Source organism: Acinetobacter sp. YH16040_T, from assembly GCF_024605785.1.
Taxonomy (GTDB): domain Bacteria; phylum Pseudomonadota; class Gammaproteobacteria; order Pseudomonadales; family Moraxellaceae; genus Acinetobacter; species Acinetobacter amyesii.
Genome location: NZ_CP094541.1, coordinates 55790 through 75471, shown reverse-complemented (window position 1 = coordinate 75471; position 19682 = coordinate 55790). Strand labels below are relative to the sequence as shown.

At 41.8% G+C, this 19682-nt stretch carries 22 protein-coding genes; 15 read left to right on the top strand and 7 right to left on the bottom strand.

Annotated elements, in window-relative coordinates; translation table 11 throughout:
* Positions 1–223 precede the first annotated feature (223 nt).
* Positions 224–1498, bottom strand: coding sequence for a replication-associated recombination protein A (locus MST16_RS00365; protein WP_180008611.1), 1275 nt, complete (start codon positions 1496–1498; stop codon positions 224–226).
* A 252-nt stretch (positions 1499–1750) separates the two neighbouring features.
* Between MST16_RS00365 and MST16_RS00360 the strand changes: the two genes are divergently transcribed.
* On the top strand, positions 1751–3547 hold the full coding sequence (locus MST16_RS00360) for an EAL domain-containing protein (protein WP_180008609.1): 1797 nt from the start codon (positions 1751–1753) through the stop codon (positions 3545–3547).
* A 20-nt stretch (positions 3548–3567) separates the two neighbouring features.
* Entirely contained in the window at positions 3568–4044 is a 477-nt protein-coding gene (locus MST16_RS00355) for a DUF523 domain-containing protein (protein ID WP_180008607.1), read from the top strand.
* Positions 4045–4071: 27 nt separating this feature from the next.
* On the opposite strand, the gene MST16_RS00350 is transcribed toward MST16_RS00355, so the two are convergent.
* The gene (locus MST16_RS00350) at positions 4072–4524 is read right to left on the bottom strand and encodes a YcgN family cysteine cluster protein (RefSeq protein WP_168379729.1); all 453 of its coding nucleotides are present in this window, start codon (positions 4522–4524) and stop codon (positions 4072–4074) included.
* A gap of 167 nt (positions 4525–4691) precedes the next feature.
* On the opposite strand from MST16_RS00350, the gene MST16_RS00345 reads away from it, so the two are divergent.
* The gene (locus tag MST16_RS00345) at positions 4692–4850 is read left to right on the top strand and encodes a DUF1328 domain-containing protein (RefSeq protein WP_005006601.1); all 159 of its coding nucleotides are present in this window, start codon (positions 4692–4694) and stop codon (positions 4848–4850) included.
* A gap of 163 nt (positions 4851–5013) precedes the next feature.
* Here MST16_RS00345 and murJ read toward each other — a convergent pair whose 3' ends face one another.
* A complete protein-coding gene (gene murJ / locus MST16_RS00340) occupies positions 5014–6555 on the bottom strand; it encodes a murein biosynthesis integral membrane protein MurJ (RefSeq protein WP_078193266.1) in 1542 nt (513 codons plus the stop codon).
* An 86-nt stretch (positions 6556–6641) separates the two neighbouring features.
* Entirely contained in the window at positions 6642–7214 is a 573-nt protein-coding gene (gene ampD / locus MST16_RS00335; protein ID WP_180008605.1) for a 1,6-anhydro-N-acetylmuramyl-L-alanine amidase AmpD, read from the bottom strand.
* Positions 7215–7412: 198 nt separating this feature from the next.
* Here ampD and nadC point away from each other — a divergent pair, with 198 nt between their 5' ends.
* Positions 7413–8258, top strand: coding sequence for a carboxylating nicotinate-nucleotide diphosphorylase (gene nadC / locus MST16_RS00330; protein ID WP_180008603.1), 846 nt, complete (start codon positions 7413–7415; stop codon positions 8256–8258).
* A gap of 73 nt (positions 8259–8331) precedes the next feature.
* On the opposite strand, the gene MST16_RS00325 is transcribed toward nadC, so the two are convergent.
* Together MST16_RS00325 and rph are read right to left on the bottom strand one after the other, a co-directional pair.
* Positions 8332–8577 (bottom strand): hypothetical protein, encoded by a 246-nt coding sequence (locus tag MST16_RS00325; protein WP_180008601.1) that lies wholly within the window; start codon positions 8575–8577, stop codon positions 8332–8334.
* A 150-nt stretch (positions 8578–8727) separates the two neighbouring features.
* Positions 8728–9444 (bottom strand): ribonuclease PH, encoded by a 717-nt coding sequence (gene rph, locus MST16_RS00320; RefSeq protein ID WP_078190634.1) that lies wholly within the window; start codon positions 9442–9444, stop codon positions 8728–8730.
* A 176-nt stretch (positions 9445–9620) separates the two neighbouring features.
* Here rph and MST16_RS00315 point away from each other — a divergent pair, with 176 nt between their 5' ends.
* Complete coding sequence (locus tag MST16_RS00315) at positions 9621–10298, top strand: TetR family transcriptional regulator (protein WP_180004330.1); 678 nt, start codon at positions 9621–9623, stop codon at positions 10296–10298.
* A 37-nt stretch (positions 10299–10335) separates the two neighbouring features.
* On the opposite strand, the gene MST16_RS00310 is transcribed toward MST16_RS00315, so the two are convergent.
* Complete coding sequence (locus MST16_RS00310; RefSeq protein WP_111885097.1) at positions 10336–10953, bottom strand: thiol:disulfide interchange protein DsbA/DsbL; 618 nt, start codon at positions 10951–10953, stop codon at positions 10336–10338.
* A gap of 182 nt (positions 10954–11135) precedes the next feature.
* On the opposite strand from MST16_RS00310, the gene ubiG reads away from it, so the two are divergent.
* The 10 genes from ubiG (at position 11136) to MST16_RS00260 (ending at position 19660) form a co-directional block, all read left to right on the top strand.
* Positions 11136–11846: a bifunctional 2-polyprenyl-6-hydroxyphenol methylase/3-demethylubiquinol 3-O-methyltransferase UbiG gene (ubiG, locus tag MST16_RS00305; protein ID WP_078190637.1), complete on the top strand. Its 711-nt coding sequence runs from the start codon at positions 11136–11138 to the stop codon at positions 11844–11846.
* Positions 11846–12544 (top strand): HAD family hydrolase, encoded by a 699-nt coding sequence (locus MST16_RS00300; protein WP_180011823.1) that lies wholly within the window; start codon positions 11846–11848, stop codon positions 12542–12544. The genes ubiG and MST16_RS00300 overlap by 1 nt, the downstream gene beginning before the upstream one ends.
* A 36-nt stretch (positions 12545–12580) precedes the next feature.
* Positions 12581–13330 carry a YciK family oxidoreductase gene (locus tag MST16_RS00295; RefSeq protein WP_078190639.1) on the top strand — a complete coding sequence of 250 codons (750 nt, stop codon included), beginning with the start codon at positions 12581–12583 and terminating at the stop codon, positions 13328–13330.
* A 169-nt stretch (positions 13331–13499) separates the two neighbouring features.
* Entirely contained in the window at positions 13500–13919 is a 420-nt protein-coding gene (locus tag MST16_RS00290) for a hypothetical protein (RefSeq protein ID WP_180008595.1), read from the top strand.
* Between the two features lie 232 nt (positions 13920–14151).
* Positions 14152–14307 (top strand): hypothetical protein, encoded by a 156-nt coding sequence (locus tag MST16_RS00285; protein WP_180008593.1) that lies wholly within the window; start codon positions 14152–14154, stop codon positions 14305–14307.
* Between the two features lie 310 nt (positions 14308–14617).
* Entirely contained in the window at positions 14618–15028 is a 411-nt protein-coding gene (locus MST16_RS00280; protein WP_180008591.1) for an RcnB family protein, read from the top strand.
* Between the two features lie 241 nt (positions 15029–15269).
* Positions 15270–15680, top strand: coding sequence for an RcnB family protein (locus MST16_RS00275; RefSeq protein WP_168379728.1), 411 nt, complete (start codon positions 15270–15272; stop codon positions 15678–15680).
* Positions 15681–15858: 178 nt separating this feature from the next.
* Positions 15859–16920, top strand: coding sequence for a transposase (locus tag MST16_RS00270; RefSeq protein ID WP_257245669.1), 1062 nt, complete (start codon positions 15859–15861; stop codon positions 16918–16920).
* A gap of 86 nt (positions 16921–17006) precedes the next feature.
* Entirely contained in the window at positions 17007–18359 is a 1353-nt protein-coding gene (argA, locus tag MST16_RS00265) for an amino-acid N-acetyltransferase (protein WP_180009572.1), read from the top strand.
* Between the two features lie 338 nt (positions 18360–18697).
* Positions 18698–19660 carry a sulfonate ABC transporter substrate-binding protein gene (locus MST16_RS00260; RefSeq protein ID WP_168379805.1) on the top strand — a complete coding sequence of 321 codons (963 nt, stop codon included), beginning with the start codon at positions 18698–18700 and terminating at the stop codon, positions 19658–19660.
* Positions 19661–19682 lie beyond the last annotated feature (22 nt).

Here is a 19682-nt window from a genome sequence, read left to right as displayed (position 1 = left end):
ACATTTAGCCAAGTTCACACTAAGATAGCCACATACCAGGCAGCATTAGGATCTATAAGTTTCCAATGTGTATGCCGACCAGATTTTCCATCTACCCTCTAGGATGTATCTCCCCAAAGGCATCCTATTTTTTCAGCCCAGCTCGCCTTGAGTTGGGCTTTTTTTTGCGTGAATTAGACATAAAAAAAGGCACCGAAGCGCCTTTTCATTATGATCATTCAAATCATTGTTGCTGTTGTTGTTGCATCCAACGGCGTTGCTGCAAACGCTCACCTTCGACTTCACGTTTATTGCGTGCAGACTCATACAGCTTAGTGCCTTTCAGTTCAGGCGGCATATAGTCTTGCATGACAAAATGTTCAGGATAATTATGTGGATATAAATAGTCCACGCCATAGCCTTGCTCTTTCATCAATTTGGTTGGTGCATTTCTCAAATGTAGTGGCACAGGTAGATTCGAGGTTTTTTCTGCCAAATCTAAGGCTTTGTTGATGGCCAAATAAGTACTGTTACTTTTAGCACTGGTTGCCAAATACACCGCACATTGCCCCAAAATGATTCGACATTCAGGCATACCAATTGCCTGCACAGATCGGAAACATTCTCCAGCCAACAGTAAAGCATTTGGATTTGAGTTGCCAATATCTTCAGATGCCGCAATCAACATACGACGGGCAATAAAAACAGGATCTTCACCACCTTTGAGCATTCGAGCCATCCAATACAAAGCGGCATCTGGATCACTGCCTCGAATCGACTTAATAAAAGCCGAAACTAAATCATAATGCTGTTCGCCCGATTTGTCATAGCGTGCAATATTTTGCTGCGCAACTTTGACCACCACCGCATTGTTAATGATATTTTCTAAGTCTGGCTCAAACGTACTGGCGATTAAATCTAAAAGATTTAATGCTTTACGAGCATCACCTGCGGCAAATTGAAATAAAGCTTCATATTCTTCGATTTGAATATAACGCTCTTTTAAAAACGAATCTTGCTGAATCGCTTGATCCAATAAGCGCTGAATTGCGTCATTATCCAGAGCATTTAAGGTATAGACCTGACAACGCGACAATAAGGCATTATTAACTTCAAATGAAGGGTTTTCTGTGGTTGCACCAATCAGGGTAATTTTGCCCTTTTCAACTGCATTCAGTAAGGCATCTTGTTGTGACTTATTAAAACGATGAATTTCATCAATAAACACCACAGGTGTCAATAAATCTCCACCATCGGCGATGATTTCACGTAACTCTTTCACCCCAGTATTAAGCGCAGATAAACTAATAAATGGTCGGTCAACGGCCTGCGCTAACAACAACGCAATTGTGGTTTTACCTACACCCGGAGGTCCCCAAAAAATAATCGATGGCAAATGCCCTTGGTCAATCATCTGGCGTAACGGTGCATCTTCACCCAAAAGGTGATCTTGTCCAATAATTTGAGATAAATCATGAGGACGCATGCGTTCAGGAAGAGGAATTTGGCTGTCTGACATCTTATTATTTCGTTTCCGGCAATTGGGGACGTTTTTTCTATTCTAACACTGCCTTGGCAGAATCTTTGCTTTATTCGATATTCAATTTAAGAGGCTGGTTTGATGTCATTATTTAAGTATCTTGCATGTAAAAATCCTTAGGCGAATGTTAACTATAATGTAACAAGAGATCTTATCCCTTATCGATCAAATTAAAGTATGATCGGCTAGATATCCCATTTTTAGCTTGCCTGACCCAATTGGACAGATTGTATGAAGCAATCATTAAAGCAAAAGCAAATACCTCAAGTTCAACAAGGCATTGATCTATCTATATATTCATTTCAACAAATGCCTCAAGCCAAGAATATACAATTACAACATACCCAATGTGCAGAATTACGCGAAAAACTCGACAGCCGTAATCAAATGTTAGATGCCAGTGTCGACTGTATTAAATTATTAAGCCTAGACGGTCATATTCTGCATATGAACCGCGCTGGTTGCTTAGCTCTCGGTGTGTCGCCGACTGAAACTGAGTTTGGTATGTCATGGCACAAATTATTGCCTGAAGAAGTCCGCGACGCGTGTCTGAATGCTTTTGCCGAAGCCAAAGAAGGCAAAATATCTCGCTTTGTCGGCATGAGCCAAGTGGCCGATGAACCCATGGCTTATTGGGATAACATGCTCAGCCCAGTATTCAATGAATATGGTCAAGTCAAAGAAATTCTCTGTGTCTCCCGTGATATTACGGTACAGCGACTGGCGGAAAATAAACTCCAACGGATCATTGAACAGGATGATTTAACAGGTTTATTAAACCGCCGTGCGTTTAGTCGAGTCTTTAAAAGTCACTTAAGAGTGGCACGAGAACATCAGCAACAACTGGGTTTGTTATTGATCGATCTGGATTATTTTAAGCATATTAATGACACCTTAGGGCATAGTGCTGGAGACCATTTACTGCATACCCTTGGACAGCGTTTTCAGCACTGTTTTGATGCAAATATCGTGGTTTCACGCTTAGGTGGCGATGAATTTGCCATTTCTATTCCGAACTTAAAATCGCAACAACAATTAACAGATATTGCCAGCATCGCCTGTCAGCAAATGGATATGCCGATTTTCTATAATGGACAAAGCATCAATATAGGTATGAGTATTGGCTGTGCGATCTACCCACGCGATGCACAAAATTCCTCGAATTTACTTAAATGCGCTGATATTGCGCTAAATGATTTAAAAGGCAGTGGTCGTGGTGGGGTGCGAATGTTCAACCACACCATGTTTAAAATTCTTGAAAACACCACTCGCCAATTAACGCTAGCCCGCAGCCTGATTAAGTCCAATCAAATTATTCCGTTTTATCAACCCAAAGTTCGCCTTTCTGACAGTCAAGTGGTCGGCTTTGAAGCTTTGCTGCGTTGGTACGATAAAGACCAACAATTACAATTACCTTCTCAAATTTTTGCTGCATTTCAAGATTATGAATTGGCTTCACGCATTAGTGAAACAATGCAAATTAAAATCTTTCAAGATATTCAAAAATGGATTGAACTTGGACTGCAACCGCTACCGATTTCAATAAATGCTGCACCTGTCGAATTTTTACGTGATGATTATGCGGAAAAACTACTGAATCGCTTAAAGCAGTTTGGTATATCACCAGATATTATTGAGGTCGAAATTACCGAGCAAAGCCTGTCAGAACGTGGCTCAAATTATGTGATTCGCGCCCTCAATTTATTGAAAGACCATGGCATCCACATTTCTTTAGATGATTTTGGTACAGGTCATTCATCATTAACACGTCTAAGTAACTACCCTGTCGACTGTATTAAAATCGACCGTAATTTTGTGGAACGCATGCATACCGACTGTTCAGCACTTGCCATTGTCAAAGCGATTACACAAATTGGTGCGAGTGTTTCCCTGAATATATTAGTCGAAGGTATAGAGAAACCGGAACAGGTCGATACCTTAAAAGAATGTAATTGTCATACTGGACAAGGTTTTTACTTTTATCGTCCGCTCAGTTATGACCATGCGATGGAACTTTTGAGTCACTAAAACTTGTGGAGCAAGACACGATGACACTGAAGTATTTAGTCAGTGCCTGTCTGGCAGGCCAACCCGTTCGTTATGATGCCAAATCAAATACACAACAAGCAATTTGCCAACTGATGCAGACTCACCAAGTCATTACGGCCTGCCCAGAAATGATGGGCGGCCTGAGCTGTCCACGTTTTCCTGCAGAAATTCAAAATGGTCAAGCCAGTGATGTGCTCAATGGCACAGCCCAAGTCAAAGATGTCTTGGGCACAGATGTCAGTGCTGAATTTATCGCGGGTGCCCATCGCATGTTGGAATTGGCCCAATTGCATAAGGTTGATGTGGTGGTCTTAAAAGATCGTAGCCCGTCGTGCGGCAGTCATTATATTTATGATGGCACCTTTACGCGTACAAAAATTGAAGGCTATGGAGTAACCACAGCACTCCTTAAACAGCATGGATTTCAGGTTCTGTCAGAACAAGACTTTCTGGCCATGATACAAGATCAACTCTAGACCCAAAATTGAGCGTATCTGTGTCCTTTAGCGTACCCAACGCACAATATAATCTTCAATATCATCAGGGTTGACGTCTTCTTCACTGATGCAACGCCCTGCGGCAGACTTTCGTGCCTTCAAAATACTGTCACGACTTCCCGTCACTAGATGATGCCAACGCGGTAAATCTTTCCCTTCAGAAATTCTACGATAAGCACAGCTCGGCGGTAGCCAATGAAATTGGTGAATTTGTTCAGGTGTCAGCTGTATGCAGTCTGCAACGTGTGATTTGCGATTTGGATAATCGGAACAACTGGCGGTTTCACAATCTAAAAGTTTGCATGCCACTTTGGTGTAAGCCACCTCTTGCGTATCTTCATCTTCAAGCTTGATTAAACAACAAAGCCCGCAACCATCACAGAGGGACTCCCACTCCAAATGGGTGAGTTCAGTCAAAGCATGCTTTTTCCAAAAATGTGGGCGTAGAGTATCGGTCATCTTCTCGCTCGCAACGAAGGTGGCAGGCATATTAACTGAACCCGCACATAAATTCCTTGTTTAAGTTACCGAATATTGAACATTAAATAAACAAAAGAATACATAGCATGCTTTCTGTGACTCCTATACTGATGAGACAGAATAAAAAATCACATGGAGATAAAACTATGTTCCGCTGGGCTATTATTTTCGCTGTAATTGCTTTGATTGCGAGTCTGCTAGGTTTTGGTGGTGTGGCAGGCTTATCCAAAGACTTTGCTGTTATTCTTTTGGTTATTGCAGTCATTCTCGCAATTGTTGGTTTCCTCTCTCGAGGAAAAGTTTAGGCGACTGATTGAATGTCGTTTTAAACTACAAATTACTCCCCTCAGACTCATGAATCAGAAACGTATGTTTTTATCATCTTGAGTCTCAATCAAAAAAATAAGAGCCTATAGGCTCTTATTTTTTTACATCCACGTAAACTTACTACGTTGTATGGTTTTAGCTTTATGGTTTTAAGTGACGTGGTCTAAAGCCTGTTGCAATTAAGGCGATACCATAAGCAGCAACACCAATCACACATAAGATGATCACTTCCGCGACACGCATCCACGCAGATACATCACCGTTGTACCATGTTAAGCCATACCACAGTGCAGCAATCATCACAGCATTGGCTATCGCAAACTGAATCACCAACTTTTTCCAATGTGCGCCAAAGCGAAAAATATTGCGCTTATGTAAATAAAAATACAGCATCCCTGCATTCACTAATGCGGAACCAGAGGATGCCAATGCCAAGGCCATATGCTCAGCATGCCAATCAATCAGTTTAAAGAATCCAATAAACACCACGTTAAGAATGGCATTGGCTGCGACCGCCATTAAACCTACACGTACAGGAGTTTTGGTATCTTGTTGCGCATAAAACCCTGGTGCAAACACTTTAATGAGCATGAATGAAATCACACCGGCACTCATACATTGCAATGCCAATGCGGTCATCTGTGTATCTTCAAAGCTAAATTGACCACGTTCAAATAAGGCCTGAATAATAGGTGTAGAGAGCATGAAAAGCGCAATACTTGCAGGCACACCCACCAAGATAATGACCTTAGCTGCCCAATCAATCATACGACGGAATTTTTCTTGATCTTGTTCAGCATGACGCGCAGACAACGAAGGTAAAATTACGGTACCTATCGCGACACCAATTAAGCCCAATGGCAATTCGGTCATCCGTTCGGCACTGTATAACCATGACACCGAACCATCTTGCATGAAAGACGCCCAAATGGTGTTCAACAGTAGGTTGATCTGCGTCACTGAGACACCAAACAGTGCTGGCAGCATCAACTTCATGATGCGATCAACACCTTCGTGTTTGAAGTCAACTTTCGGTGGAATCAGTAATTTTTTACGCCACAGCTCTGGAATCTGAATCGCCAATTGTAAGAAGCCTGCAGCGACAACAGACCAACCTAAAGCCATAATTGGCTCGGCCATATAAGGGGTTAACCATAGCGCACCGGCAATCATCGCGACATTAAGTAACACTGGAGCGAACGCAGGTGTACTGAATGAGCCATAACTATTCAAAATACTGCTGGCAAATGCCGTTAAGGACATAAACAGTAAGTAAGGAATCGTTAGGCGGAACATATCGGTAGCTAACGCAAACTTGTCTGCATCACCATGGAAACCCGGTGCATAGATATAAATAATCGCGGGTGCCGCCACCATTGCGATGAACGTCAAACTAGTCATCACCAGACCTAAACAGCCAAAAACACGGCTAATCAGAATCTGGACTTCGGCATGGGTTCGACTGGTTTTATATTCAGTCAATACAGGAATAAAGGCTTGTGAAAATGCCCCTTCTGCGAATAAGCGCCTAAAAAAGTTAGGAATACGAAAGGCAACCACGAAGGTATCGAAGTCTTTACCTGCACCAAATACATTTAACAGGACAATATCCCGTACCAGTCCCAATACACGGGACAACATAGTCATTGCACTGACAATAACTGTCGAACGCCAAAGCGCCATCGGTATTTCTCACTTTTGAAAGTGCGCCTATTGTAATGAAACTCGTCAAGGAATTTCATTGGTTTATTAAACGCAGTGTGTATTGTTTATTTGTTTTTAAAATGATGCAGCTGCTGACGAAAAGCGTTCCACTCAAAAAATGGACCCGGATCAGTTTTACGTCCCGGTGCAATATCTGAATGCCCTGCAATATGTTGTTGAATTTTAGGATAAGCCTGTTGTAAACACGCCACGACCTCTGTCAGCACGGCATATTGTGCAGCTTCAAAAGGTAAATCATCACTTCCTTCGAGCTCAATACCTATCGAATAATCATTACATTCTTTTTGCGCTAAATAGGTTGAACGACCAGCATGCCAAGCCCGATCATTAAAATTGACAAACTGTAGGACTTCGCCTGTACGCAGGATCAATAAATGTGTCGATACCTGCATCCCTTCAATGGTTTGAAAATAAGGATGTTTCGACCAATCCAACTGATTTTGGAAAAATTGTTCGATATAACCACCGCCAAACTGAGAAGGTGGCAAACTAATATTATGAATGACGACAAGCTGAATTTCGGTATCTTCAGGACGCTGGTTAAAATTCGGTGATGGAACTTGACGCGCACCTAGCAATTGCCCATCCTGCACCTGAAATGTTGTTGCTTGTGACATAAAAAAATCCTGTGTCTAAGCCGGCCTGCAATGCTGCAGATCAAAACGCCGAGCCCTACTTGAAAGTTTTAATGCTAAAACTTTCACATTGAAATCTCAATTCAAGTCTGTGAAAGGAGTTAAAAATCGCTCATTTTTAAGGAACAATGCTAATATAACGCGCACATTTTCCTGGGTTAAAAAGATACGGAACTTCTTATGAGCATATCGCAATCTTTGCTTGAACAATCAATCCAAATCAATATTCAACACGCACTACAAGAAGATATTGGCGAAGGCGATATTACAGCCCTGTTAACTCCAGAAGATGAACAAGCGACCGCAACAATTATTAGTCGTGAAGATATGGTGCTAGCAGGGCAACCGTGGGTCAATGCGCTCATTCAAACTTTTGATGCAAGTGTACAAGTCACATGGTTAAAAAATGATGGGGAACGTGTCTCAGCAGGTGAGGCTTTCTTAAAATTAGCAGGTTCTGCACGTAGCCTATTAACCGTTGAACGCCCTGCACTGAATTTTGTGCAAACATTATCGGCTGTAGCCACTAAAACAGCTGAATATGTTCAACAACTGGAAGGTTTGAATACTCGTCTACTCGATACCCGTAAAACCTTACCAGGCCTACGTATTGCACAAAAATATGCAGTTGCTGTCGGAGGTGGTCAAAACCATCGCTTAGGTTTATTTGATGCGTTTTTAATTAAAGAAAACCACATCATGGCTGCTGGTGGCATTAGCCAAGCTATTGCTAAAGCGCATACCATTGCTCCGGGTAAACCCGTTGAAGTGGAAGTAGAAACTTGGGACGAACTCAACCAAGCGTTGGAAGCAGGTGCGGATATTGTGATGTTGGATAACTTTAGTCAGCAACAAATGATTGATGCTGTCAAACACGTGAATGGTCGCTGCAAACTTGAAGCCTCAGGCAATATCACCATTGCAAACTTACGTGAAGTGGCAACGACAGGGGTCGATTATATTTCGATGGGTGTACTCACCAAAGATGTCACAGCGATTGATTTATCGATGCGCTTTAATGCCTAACGCTCTAGACTTACTCTAAACATAAATAAAGGGTGCTGTAGCACCCTTTTTGATGCTTAAGATCTAGCATGACTTAATCATCATCTTGCTGTTGTTTTGAACTTCGTCGAGCTTCATCTTCATGCTCGGAGTCCTTTTCATGCTCCGCATCGTCTTCATGCTGCTCGCGCTCATCTTGATCATCGTCCTGATCTTTTGAGTTTTCACTTTGTTCAGAAAAACGACCACCTTCACGCTCTTGATCCTGATTTCCAAAAAAATCACAACCACTGATCAACAATACGATGAACAAAGAAAAATACATCATCCAATTTTTCATTTTTAGTCCTTCAAAGCATCCTGATCCTATTAATTTGAGCCAAAGACACGCTACTGAATAGCCGATTCGTGTTGGATTTTCTATATTCAACGCATAAAAAAACGCATCCGAAGATGCGTTCTTTATTCAGTTTGAACTGAATCAAACAACTTACCAGCCTAAAGCTTCTTGTTGTTTTTTGATCAATTCTTGAATGCCTTTTTCAGCAAGTTCAAGCATTTCATTACACTGTGTACGTGTAAACGGTTTGTCTTCTGCTGTACCTTGAAGTTCAATGAACTCACCAGCTTGTGTCATCACTACGTTCATGTCTGTTTGGCAGCTTGAATCTTCTTCATAGCAAAGATCAAGTAATGCTTCGTCTTGATACATCCCTACAGAAATCGCAGCAACTAAACCTTTTAATGGATCTTGTTTAATTTTTTTATTTTCAAGCAAGACATTCATTGCATCAACCAAGGCAACAGCTGCACCTGTAATTGATGCTGTACGTGTACCGCCATCTGCCTGAATCACATCACAGTCGATACTGATGGTATTTTCACCCAATTTTTTCAAATCCACCATCGCGCGTAAGCTACGACCAATCAGACGTTGAATTTCTTGAGTACGACCGCTTTGTTTACCACGCGCCGCTTCACGGTCAGTACGTGTATGTGTTGAACGAGGTAACATGCCATATTCAGCAGTCACCCAACCCTGACCTTTTCCTTTAAGGAAACGCGGTACTGAGTTGTCAACACTTGCAGTACAAAGAACTTTTGTATGACCAAATTCAACCAATACAGAACCTTCCGCATAACGTGTGTAGTTACGGGTAATTTTTACTTCACGTAATTGATCTAATGCTCGTTGGTCGATACGCATAATGAGTCCTTAATCTGACAAAATTGATTGCGGCACATTATAACAGAAGGTACAGCCAGATTCGGGATGCATTCGTGTGCATTTACAAAATCCATTCATCCAAGTTTTGATAGGCCCATCGTACGACATCAGGAAATTTGTTAGACTGAAGCCACGCAAAATTCAGGACGAATTGCATGTCGATACGGGAAGAACGTAAGCAACAAAGTCGTAAAGCTATCCTTGATGCAGCGCTTGCATTGAGTACCACAGGCCGTTCTTTTAGCAGTCTGAGCTTACGCGAAATTTCCCGTCATGTCGGCTTGGTTCCTGCTGCGTTTTATCGCCATTTTCAGGACATGGATGAGCTCGGTTTGGAACTAGTCGACCAAATGGCCCTGCACCTTCGGAATGTCCTCAATCAACTGAGTCAGCAATGCTTTCAAGCACCAGATGCACGCACACGACAAAGTCTGGATTATTTATTTCATGCCGTTGAGCAATTTCCTGAGGCATGGATGTTTCTTATTGCTGAACGTTGGGGTGGTTCAGCATTCTTAAGACAAGCCATTACTCGTGAGTTTAATTTTCTCAGTACCGATTTGGCCCATGCACTGGCTCAAGTTGAAGCGACTCAACATATTCAATCCGAACAAGACCTCAAAGTATTGGGACAAATTTTGTTTGAATTGGCCTTAAGTTGGGCAATGCAGTGGATTGACATACATCGACATATTGACCTTCCACAACGTACGGATGCGCTACAACAATTTCGCCGCCAAGCTCAGACCCAAGTTCAGCTCTTATTTCGTGGCATCTTACATTGGGATCGATCTTTGGCTCAAATCTCTGATCCACAAAATTTATCGCCATAAAAAAGCCGCATCGAGTGCGGCTTTTTTATGACATCTGTTATTTCGCTTTGCGTTCTTTATCAACAAGGAATTTCACGATTTCAACGGTACGTGCATCTTCACCTTGTACGATGTATTTACCATTGACGGTAATCGCAGGCACGCCGCTCAATTGATATTGAGCCGCTAAGCTTTTCGCTTGAGCAATTTTTGAAGACACAGCAAATGATTTAAATGTGCTGTTAAATTTCGCTTCAGGAACACCATAACGGGTGTAGAACTTAGCAAATGCGCCTTGTTCTAAGATATTTTTTTGACCCACATGAATGTCATGGAACAATTGTAAATGTGCTTTTTGACGAACACCCAGTGCTTCCGATGCATAGTAAGCACGCGCGCCTTGTTCCCAAAGTGGATTCATTGCTGCAGGTGTACGGACAAAACGTACATCTTTAGGCAATTGCTTTAACCACGTTTGCATATGCGGTTCTAATGTAAAACAATGTGGGCAGCCATACCAAAAGAACTCACGGACTTCGATTTTACCCGGACGTTCGACTTTAATCGGTTTTGGAATAACTGTGTAATCAGTCCCCGCGACAAATTGCGCTGCCATCGCACTGCCAGAAAAAGCCAAAATAGCTGTTGTAATCGTGCCTAAAAGGAATTTTTTCATTGAACTTATCGTCCTCAAAATCATTATGATTAGTTTATGGCAACACTATAAATCAAATCTGTCGATTTCGTTTTCATTCTGTGAACTTTTTTAAGGCTTTTATCGCTTTTTTTTCAGGACGCGCTACACTAACTCCCATAAACTTTTTTCTAAAATATAAAGACTTGATTGAGGTGCAACCGATGTCGCAATTGAATGTTGATCCACAAGAAATTGCCAAATTTGAAGCTTTCGCAGCCATATGGTGGGATCAGCATTCTGAGTTCCGCCCTTTGCACATGATTAATCCCCTGCGTTTGAACTGGATTGATGAGCATTCAAATGGTATCACTGGCAAGAAAGTATTAGATGTGGGCTGTGGCGGCGGTATTTTAGCTGAAAGCATGGCACGTCGCGGTGCGCAAGTATTGGGTATCGACATGGGCGAAGCGCCGTTGAATGTTGCACGCTTACATGCCGAACAAGAAAATGTACAAAATATTGAATATCGCCAAGTACCTGTAGAGCAATTGGCAGAAGAGCAAGCAGGTCAATATGACGTCGTCACCTGTATGGAAATGCTCGAACACGTACCCGATCCAGCTTCGATCATTTTAGCCTGTCAAAAGCTGGTAAAACCGGGTGGTCATGTGTTCTTCTCGACCATTAACCGTAATCCTAAAGCCTATTTGTTTGCGATTATTGGTGCGGAATATGTTTTACGCATGTTGGCGAAAGGCACTCATGATTATTCGAAGTTTATTAAACCTTCAGAATTAGCTCATGATATTCGTCAAGCCGAGTTAAAACTCAAAGATATGACAGGTTTACATTATAACCCGATTACCAAACGCTATTGGCTCGCACCGAATGTGGATGTGAACTACATGGTTCATACGGTGAAAGAAGCCTAATGAAAGCTGTACTCTTTGATCTTGACGGTACACTGATTGATACCGCGGCTGATTTTATTCGTATTATTCAAGACATGTGCCGTGACAAAGGCATTGCGGTGGTCAGTGCAGAAGACATTCGTGTACAAGTGTCTGAAGGCGCGCGTGCCATGGTCAAACTGGTCTATCCTGAGTTAGATGTGGAAGACCCTATTTTTCTGGCACATCGTCAACGTTTTTTAGCGCTTTATGGTGCGGATATTGCCGTCGATACAGACCTTTTTGAAGGCATGTATCCGCTACTCGATGAACTTGAACAGTATCAAATTCCGTGGGGTATTGTCACCAATAAGCCGCGTTCACTCAGTGAAGCGTTGCTCAAAGCGTTGAATTTGACTGAGCGCTGCTCGGTATTGGTTTGCCCAGACGATGTCAGTAAAACCAAGCCAGACCCAGAGCCGATGTATTTAGCAGCCAAGCACATTCATCTAGATGCTCAAGACTGTATCTATGTCGGTGATCATCCACGTGATATCGATGCAGGTCGTAATGCGCAGATGTACACGATTCTTGCGGCTTATGGCTATTTACCTTTACAACACAAAGATGACTTAACAGCTTGGCATGCAGATTGTATAGTGAAGACTGTTGCTGACCTGCATGAAGCCATTCATGATTTGGTCATCAAACCGAAAACGCTCAACACAGCGACTTTATAACGATAGAACACAACACAATAAAACGAGGAGGTACGGATGAAATATTCAGAATATCAACCTCGCCCCGATCTGCTCAAAGATCGCATTATCCTGATTACAGGTGCGGGCGATGGTATTGGCCGTGCGGCTGCCCTCAGTTATGCCTTACATGGCGCAACCGTGGTCTTACATGGACGCACACTGAATAAACTAGAAGTGATTTACGATGAAATTGAAGGCTTGGGTGCCCCCCAACCGGCGATTTTACCGCTACAACTGTCTAGTGCCTCTCCTCGTGATTATGAGCTGTTGGTCGATACCTTAGAAAAGCAATTTGGTCGCCTAGACGGCATTTTGCATAATGCTGGGATTTTGGGTGAGCGAACTGAACTAGAACATTATCCTGTGGATGTATGGGATGATGTCATGGCGGTGAACCTTCGCGCGCCCTTTGTACTGACTCAAGAGCTGATGCCACTACTACAAAAATCTGAGCATGCCTCAGTGGTCTTTGCCAGTTCGGGTGTGGGACGTGAAGCCCGTGAACGTTGGGGCGCGTACTCGGTTTCAAAAATTGCCATTGAAGCCGTAAGCACATTGTTCGCTAAAGAAAATGAACACCCCAATATTCGTTTTAACTGTATTAACCCTGGTGCGACACGTACTGCCATGCGTGCAAAAGCTTATCCAGACGAAGATCCAAAAACTTTGCCTACGCCTGAAAGCATCATGCCTGCATATTTATATTTAATGGGTGACGACAGCTTGCATTTAACCGGTGCCAGCATAGATGCCCAAGATGAATAGGGTGAAAACCCAATTTAAAAAGGAAGATCGCGCTTCCTTTTTTTATGTCTTGAATCTTTACAACGCATCATTAACCGAATGATTTTGCAGTGACCACGCGAAAGTCGACTTGAGTTTTTAGCAAATTTGCCGATACTTGGGGCATTCTTTAAAAACATTGGATTGATACATGTCTGACTTTAGCAATATTACAGTGACTCCAACTGAGGATGGCATGGTTAACCTACTGGTCGATGGTCAACCGATTTCAGCAAAATATGGCATGAAATTCGACCCGAGTATCATGGACGATTTAAAAGGCTTAGATGTCGGTCAAAATGCAAAATTATTTGAACAATTTATTTTTTCGCATACTGACTTAAACTTTGAGCATGCCTATTTCTATGTCACTTGCATTCAAAAGCAAGAAGCAGGCTTTCAAGTGATCACTAACTTTGTTTATCGCATCATTGCGCAAGATCAAGCACCGTTTGAGCATGTGATTACCAAACAAGGTGCAGCAATGACACCTGAAGATATTAATGAATTTATTCAAGCTCATATTCAAAAATCATTAACGGATTATACCGACCTGAAATACGCATACTAATTACGTTCCAAGTGACACATTTAGAACTAAAAAGGGCCATTTGATGCCCTTTTTTTAAACCCTTAGATTAGCATTTGAAATTCAACAAGCTTTGATCAATAGACAGCTTCATTACCCAACTTTCCATTAATCGCATTTTTAAATCAATTTTATAATAATATTCGGTTTTTCAAATTAAGTATAAAAGCATAGACTGTTGGCCATGACATAGACCGACGGCAAGGAGACCCAAATGGCTGATCAAACACGTAAAATTGAAACCATTCGTTCAATTGAAACCTTACAACTGACTGAAAATTTGATCTCTGCAATGGACGATGCCGAGCAAGCTGAATCTGTGGCTCAAGCGATTTATTCACTCCAATGCCTCAATGAACAGTGGTACTAAAACCCGAATTTACCCACCGTTTTCATTCCAGTATCTCTACCCTATTTGCCCATCAAGACTTGATGGGCGTTTTTGATCGTGCTTACAATAGACCTCAAATTTGATCAAGACTGCATTGCAAGGATAAAAAGCACGCATTATCGGACCATCGCTTTCAAGATGGAAAGATTGTTCTCGGCGCGAAATTTATCGCATAATATCCGCAATCTCTTCGTTTTATTTAAAGAAATATTCATCTTTCTTCACAGTTTCTCTGCATTTAATGCGTACAGTAGTGATATTGAAGATAAATTACTCATGAGGGTTGAACATGAAAAAGATTTTGCCAATTTTGGCTCTTTCTTTCAGTGCTTTAATAGCAAGCAGCATCACGTCTGCAGCGCCTCACTTCAAGAACGATGAACGTGGCTTTGATGGCCCACGCGGCAATGCATATGGTCAAATGAAAAAAGATCGTGATTTCCGTGGTTATCAGGACGATGACGATCTTGAAGATCGACGCCGTATGCGTGAACAACGTGGAGTCAAACGTTTGCAACAACATAAATGGCAAACGGGCTATGTGATGCCACAGCATTATCGTGGTAATGGTTATAAAGTCGATTATAAAGACCATAACTTACCTAAACCATCGCGTAATCAGCAATGGTATAAAATCAATAATGACTACATATTGGTCAACTCAGATAGTAACAGTATTCTGAAAATTTTAGGTATGTAAGCCGTTTTGAATTTAATTTCGCCATATTTTTAAAGTCCAGATCAACTCTGGGCTTTTTTATGAGTTTTTTTTAATGTTTAACCGCAAAAGCTGATGCTGCCTAGCGTTCAGATCATTTACACACCTTCAAATTTCCTCCATACATTTCACAATTCAACTATATTGCCCCCACGCTTTCTCTGAACTTTCTCGCTAATTTTGAATCATCGAAAAACAGATTAGAAATGTATAGAGGTGTCCCATGAACAAAATCGTATCGAGTTTAGTTCTTTCCGTATCGGCTTTGATGGCAACAACAGCAGCCATTGCTGCGCCAGACCATCGTCAAGATGACCGCCGTTACCATCCGTCATACCAACATCAAGACAACCGTTGGGATAAAGATCACCGTCCGAGCAATTGGAATAACAACAACCGTTATGACAATAATCGCTACGACCGTAATGACTTTCGTCGTGTAAATCCAAGCCGCGATTGGCGTGTTGGTCAAAGCTTTCCTCGTTATTTCGATTCAAGCCGCTACAAAGTGAGTGATCGTGAAGCGCGCCGCTTACCAAACACCGGTCGTTATCAACAATGGTACAAAATCAATGGTGACTACGTGCTAGTCAATGATCGTACCGATCGCATCATTCGTATTAAGAATGGCTAATCATTCAACGATCTCTTAAGTCCCTTTCCCAACATCTGAACACTGTTCAGGTGTTTTTTTATCAAATGGAGGGTAAAACTCTGTCCTTCAGGTCAGAGATATAAGCGACACGACATGAAGTGTCGTTTGATTTAACTAAGGACTATTTTCCTTGAGTTTTGATTGTTAATATAAGTACATGAAAACCCTTAAATTACGTATAAAAGACAAACATTGCAAGGTGTTAGACCAACTAGCATCAGAAGTGAACTTCGTCTGGAATTATGTCAATGATTTAGGGTTTAGGCATTTGAAGCGGAAAGGTGAATTTCTCTCTGCTTTTGATATTGCCAAATATACGAAAGGCACATCCAAAGAATGTAATTTACATAGTCAAACCATTCAGGCTGTAACTGAAGAATTAGTCACCCGAAGAAAGCAATTTAAAAAGGCAAAGCTGAAATGGCGTGTCAGCAATAAAAAATCAGCAAGGCGCTCTTTGGGATGGGTTCCCTTTAAAAAGGTGGCTATCAAATATGCCAATGGATATGTCCAGTATGGAAAACACCAATTTAAGCTTTGGGATAGCTACGGTTTAAGCAAATACACGTTAAAAACAGGTTCATTTGTAGAGGATAGCCGTGGGCGTTGGTATGTATGTCTTGTTGTTGAATCGCCTAAGCAAGATAAATCGACAGCAACCAAAGCGATTGGTATTGATCTAGGCTTAAAAGATATTGCCACCTGTTCTGATGGCACTGTAATTTCAAATCCAAAATTCTATCGAAAATATGAGCAGAAATTAGGTATTGCTCAGAGAGCCAGGAATAAGAAGCGTGTTCGTGCATTACACGCCAAGATTGCAAATAGTCGAAAAGATCATTTGCATAAAGCAAGCACCAAGCTTGTGAATGAAAATGCATTGATTATTGTAGGTGACTTGAGTGCTAAAAAATTAGTAAAAACCAAAATGGCAAAATCTGTTTTGGATACAGGATCTTCTGCACTAAAAACAATGCTCAAGTATAAATGCGAGAACGCAGGCGTATTGTTTGAAGAAGTCCAAGAAGCCTATACCACCCAAATCTGTTCGTGCTGCGGTGAGATCACCTCAAGTAGTCCCAAAGGTAAGACAGATCTTGGAATAAGAGAATGGGAGTGCATGAGCTGTGGTACAGCTCATGATCGAGATATAAACTCAGCTCTAAGCATTCTTGCGCTTGGGCATAAGCGTCTAGCTGTAGGAATCACCCTCGTTTAAGGGGGTGAGGATGTCAAATTTGCTTTCCGCTGTCATATGTTTTTGTTTAGAATCATCCATACCAAAGCGAATAAACAGGCATAGGCATGCAAACGAATATCACTGAACCATCTTCCAGCACAACCTTACAGTATGTGCATTGGTTCCGTCATTCTGCACCCTATATTAATGCGCATCGCAACAAAACCTTTGTCATCATGTTTGATGGTGAAGCGCTGCAACATGAAAATTTTCAACACATTATTCATGATATTGCCTTATTACACTCACTTGGTATTCGTCTAATTTTGGTGCATGGTGCTCGTCCGCAAATCAATCATAATTTACAAAGCAGCGGCATCAAGACACCATTTCATCATCACCGTCGCATCACCACTCGCGAATCCTTACCTGCGGTGATGAATGCCGTCGGTTCCATTCGTCTGCAAATTGAAGCCCTCCTGTCTATGGGTTTAGCCAACTCACCGATGTACGGCGCGCGTATTGATGTGGTCTCAGGCAATTTGGTCACGGCAAAACCGTATGGCATTCGTGACGGTATCGATTTTCAACTGTCTGGTGAAGTTCGTTCCGTCGATATCCATGCGATTCAACGTCATTTAGAGAGCCAAAATATTGTGGTGCTTGGGCCAACAGGTTATTCCACGACAGGTGAAGTGTTTAATTTATTGGCTGAAGAAGTTGCGACCAAAACCGCGATCAGTTTAAAAGCGGATAAGTTGATTTTCTTGGGCAAACAACACGGTTTGCACAATGAACATGGGCAGCTACAACGCGAAATTACACCTCATCAACTTGATCAGCATATTTTGCAATATCAAGATTCTAATCCCGATATTGCCCTGCATTTAAGCGTTGCCAAAGATGCCTCCCTACAAGGCGTGCACCGTGTTCATCTTATTTCCTATGCTTATGATGGCGCATTGATCGAAGAATTGTTCACGCGTGACGGTTCTGGCACCATGATCACTGATGCGCATTATGAAGAAGTGCGTACTGCCGATATTCAAGATGTGGGTGGCTTAATCAATCTGTTACGCCCTCTCGAACAAGAAGGTATCTTGGTTTATCGCTCACGCGAACGTTTGGAAAATGAAATTGGACAATTTGCAGTGATTGAACGTGACGGTACGATTTTGGCCTGCGCTGCGTTATACCCGATTCCTGTCACAGGGAATGAAAAACGCTCTGCTGAAATCGCGTGTGTGGCTGTGCATCCGGGGTATCGAAAATCAAATCGCGGTAGCCAAATTTTGCATTATTTAGAAGAAAAAGCGCGAGATATAGGTATTGAACAATTGTTTATTTTGACCACACGAACAGCGCATTGGTTCCTTGAACAAGGTTTTGAACAAGTCAGTGTCGATGACTTACCGAATGCCCGTCAGGCCTTATATAACTATCAAAGAAACTCATTGGTTTGTAAAAAGTCACTTTAAAGTGGCTTTTTCTATGCGCTGAATAGCATTATTTTGCATAAGGTTATGCCGAATCCTTTGTCTAGGCTCTCAAATCACTATGCAAGCCACAGAATAACGATATCTATCATTTAAATAAATACAATAAATGAATAAGTTTCAATAACTTAAAATAATACTTTGACACATTATATGTTTTTCTAAAATCATAATTTTTCATAAGTTTTGCTGATTTTTATTTATCTTTTTTCCTGATTTTAAATTTAAGTTTTCTTATTTTTTTCGAAAAAGAAAACTCTTTAGCTTATGTGTTCATAAATCAACAGTTCTGCACATTTAGACCTTTATAGGAGCAACACATGCGTACTCACAAAGTAAAACTTTGGACAAAAACACTTGTACTGTCTACAGCGGTTGTGGGTGCCATGATGATGTCGGGCTGTGGCAAAAAAGAGGCTGATGAAAATGTCACCTTAAATATTGGCTTCCAAAAATATGGCTTATTGCCAATTTTAAAAGAACGCGGAACCTTAGAAACAGCCTTAAAAAGCCAAGGTGTAAATATCAAATGGGTGGAATTTCCTGCGGGTCCACAGCTGCTTGAAGGGCTCAATGTGGGCAGCGTGTCATTTGGTGAAGTCGGTGAAGCACCGCCTATCTTTGCTCAAGCCGCTCAAACCGATTTGGTTTACATTGCCAACCAACCTGCAGTTCCAAAAGCTGAAGCGTTAATTGTGCAAAAAGATTCGGCTATTCACAGTATTCAGGACTTAAAAGGTAAACGTGTGGCCTTAAACAAAGGCTCAAACGTGCATTACCTGTTGCTCAAGCTGTTGGAAGCCAATCAGCTTAAATTTAGCGACATCAATGTCGTGTATTTACCACCTGCCGACGCACGTGCTGCTTTTGAAAAAGGTGCCGTTGATGCATGGGTAATTTGGGACCCGTTCCTTTCTGCTGCTGAGCATCAACTTAATGCTCGCACCATTGCCAATGGCGAAAACTTGGTGAAGAACTACCAGTTCTATTTGGCCGATCGTAAATTTGCTCAGGAAAATCCAAAAGTGCTGCAAGCTGTGGTGAATGAGTTGAATTTGACCACGCAATGGGTCTCAAAAAATCAAGACGAAGCGGCCAAGTTACTCGAAGGCAAAACCGGCTTAGGTCTAGATGTGCTTAAAACCTCAATTTCCCGTTTAGGCAATCAAGTGACGCCGATTACTACACAAGTGGCGCAAGAGCAGCAGCAAGTCGCTGATGCGTTTTATAACGAAAAATTAATTCCCAATAAATTAAATATTGAGTCGGCCATTATCAAATAAGCCGACTACAGCATAAGGGCGA

Excerpts from the sequence above, each read along its gene's own strand:
- MST16_RS00365 (WP_180008611.1), bottom strand. The coding sequence starts at position 1,498 with ATGTCAGACAGCCAAATTCCTCTTCCTGAACGCATGCGTCCTCATGAT.
- MST16_RS00360 (WP_180008609.1), top strand. The coding sequence starts at position 1,751 with ATGAAGCAATCATTAAAGCAAAAGCAAATACCTCAAGTTCAACAAGGC.
- MST16_RS00355 (WP_180008607.1), top strand. The coding sequence starts at position 3,568 with ATGACACTGAAGTATTTAGTCAGTGCCTGTCTGGCAGGCCAACCCGTT.
- MST16_RS00350 (WP_168379729.1), bottom strand. The coding sequence starts at position 4,524 with ATGACCGATACTCTACGCCCACATTTTTGGAAAAAGCATGCTTTGACT.
- MST16_RS00345 (WP_005006601.1), top strand. The coding sequence starts at position 4,692 with ATGTTCCGCTGGGCTATTATTTTCGCTGTAATTGCTTTGATTGCGAGT.
- murJ (WP_078193266.1), bottom strand. The coding sequence starts at position 6,555 with ATGGCGCTTTGGCGTTCGACAGTTATTGTCAGTGCAATGACTATGTTG.
- ampD (WP_180008605.1), bottom strand. The coding sequence starts at position 7,214 with ATGTCACAAGCAACAACATTTCAGGTGCAGGATGGGCAATTGCTAGGT.
- nadC (WP_180008603.1), top strand. The coding sequence starts at position 7,413 with ATGAGCATATCGCAATCTTTGCTTGAACAATCAATCCAAATCAATATT.
- MST16_RS00325 (WP_180008601.1), bottom strand. The coding sequence starts at position 8,577 with ATGAAAAATTGGATGATGTATTTTTCTTTGTTCATCGTATTGTTGATC.
- rph (WP_078190634.1), bottom strand. The coding sequence starts at position 9,444 with ATGCGTATCGACCAACGAGCATTAGATCAATTACGTGAAGTAAAAATT.
- MST16_RS00315 (WP_180004330.1), top strand. The coding sequence starts at position 9,621 with ATGTCGATACGGGAAGAACGTAAGCAACAAAGTCGTAAAGCTATCCTT.
- MST16_RS00310 (WP_111885097.1), bottom strand. The coding sequence starts at position 10,953 with ATGAAAAAATTCCTTTTAGGCACGATTACAACAGCTATTTTGGCTTTT.
- ubiG (WP_078190637.1), top strand. The coding sequence starts at position 11,136 with ATGTCGCAATTGAATGTTGATCCACAAGAAATTGCCAAATTTGAAGCT.
- MST16_RS00300 (WP_180011823.1), top strand. The coding sequence starts at position 11,846 with ATGAAAGCTGTACTCTTTGATCTTGACGGTACACTGATTGATACCGCG.
- MST16_RS00295 (WP_078190639.1), top strand. The coding sequence starts at position 12,581 with ATGAAATATTCAGAATATCAACCTCGCCCCGATCTGCTCAAAGATCGC.
- MST16_RS00290 (WP_180008595.1), top strand. The coding sequence starts at position 13,500 with ATGTCTGACTTTAGCAATATTACAGTGACTCCAACTGAGGATGGCATG.
- MST16_RS00285 (WP_180008593.1), top strand. The coding sequence starts at position 14,152 with ATGGCTGATCAAACACGTAAAATTGAAACCATTCGTTCAATTGAAACC.
- MST16_RS00280 (WP_180008591.1), top strand. The coding sequence starts at position 14,618 with ATGAAAAAGATTTTGCCAATTTTGGCTCTTTCTTTCAGTGCTTTAATA.
- MST16_RS00275 (WP_168379728.1), top strand. The coding sequence starts at position 15,270 with ATGAACAAAATCGTATCGAGTTTAGTTCTTTCCGTATCGGCTTTGATG.
- MST16_RS00270 (WP_257245669.1), top strand. The coding sequence starts at position 15,859 with ATGAAAACCCTTAAATTACGTATAAAAGACAAACATTGCAAGGTGTTA.
- argA (WP_180009572.1), top strand. The coding sequence starts at position 17,007 with ATGCAAACGAATATCACTGAACCATCTTCCAGCACAACCTTACAGTAT.
- MST16_RS00260 (WP_168379805.1), top strand. The coding sequence starts at position 18,698 with ATGCGTACTCACAAAGTAAAACTTTGGACAAAAACACTTGTACTGTCT.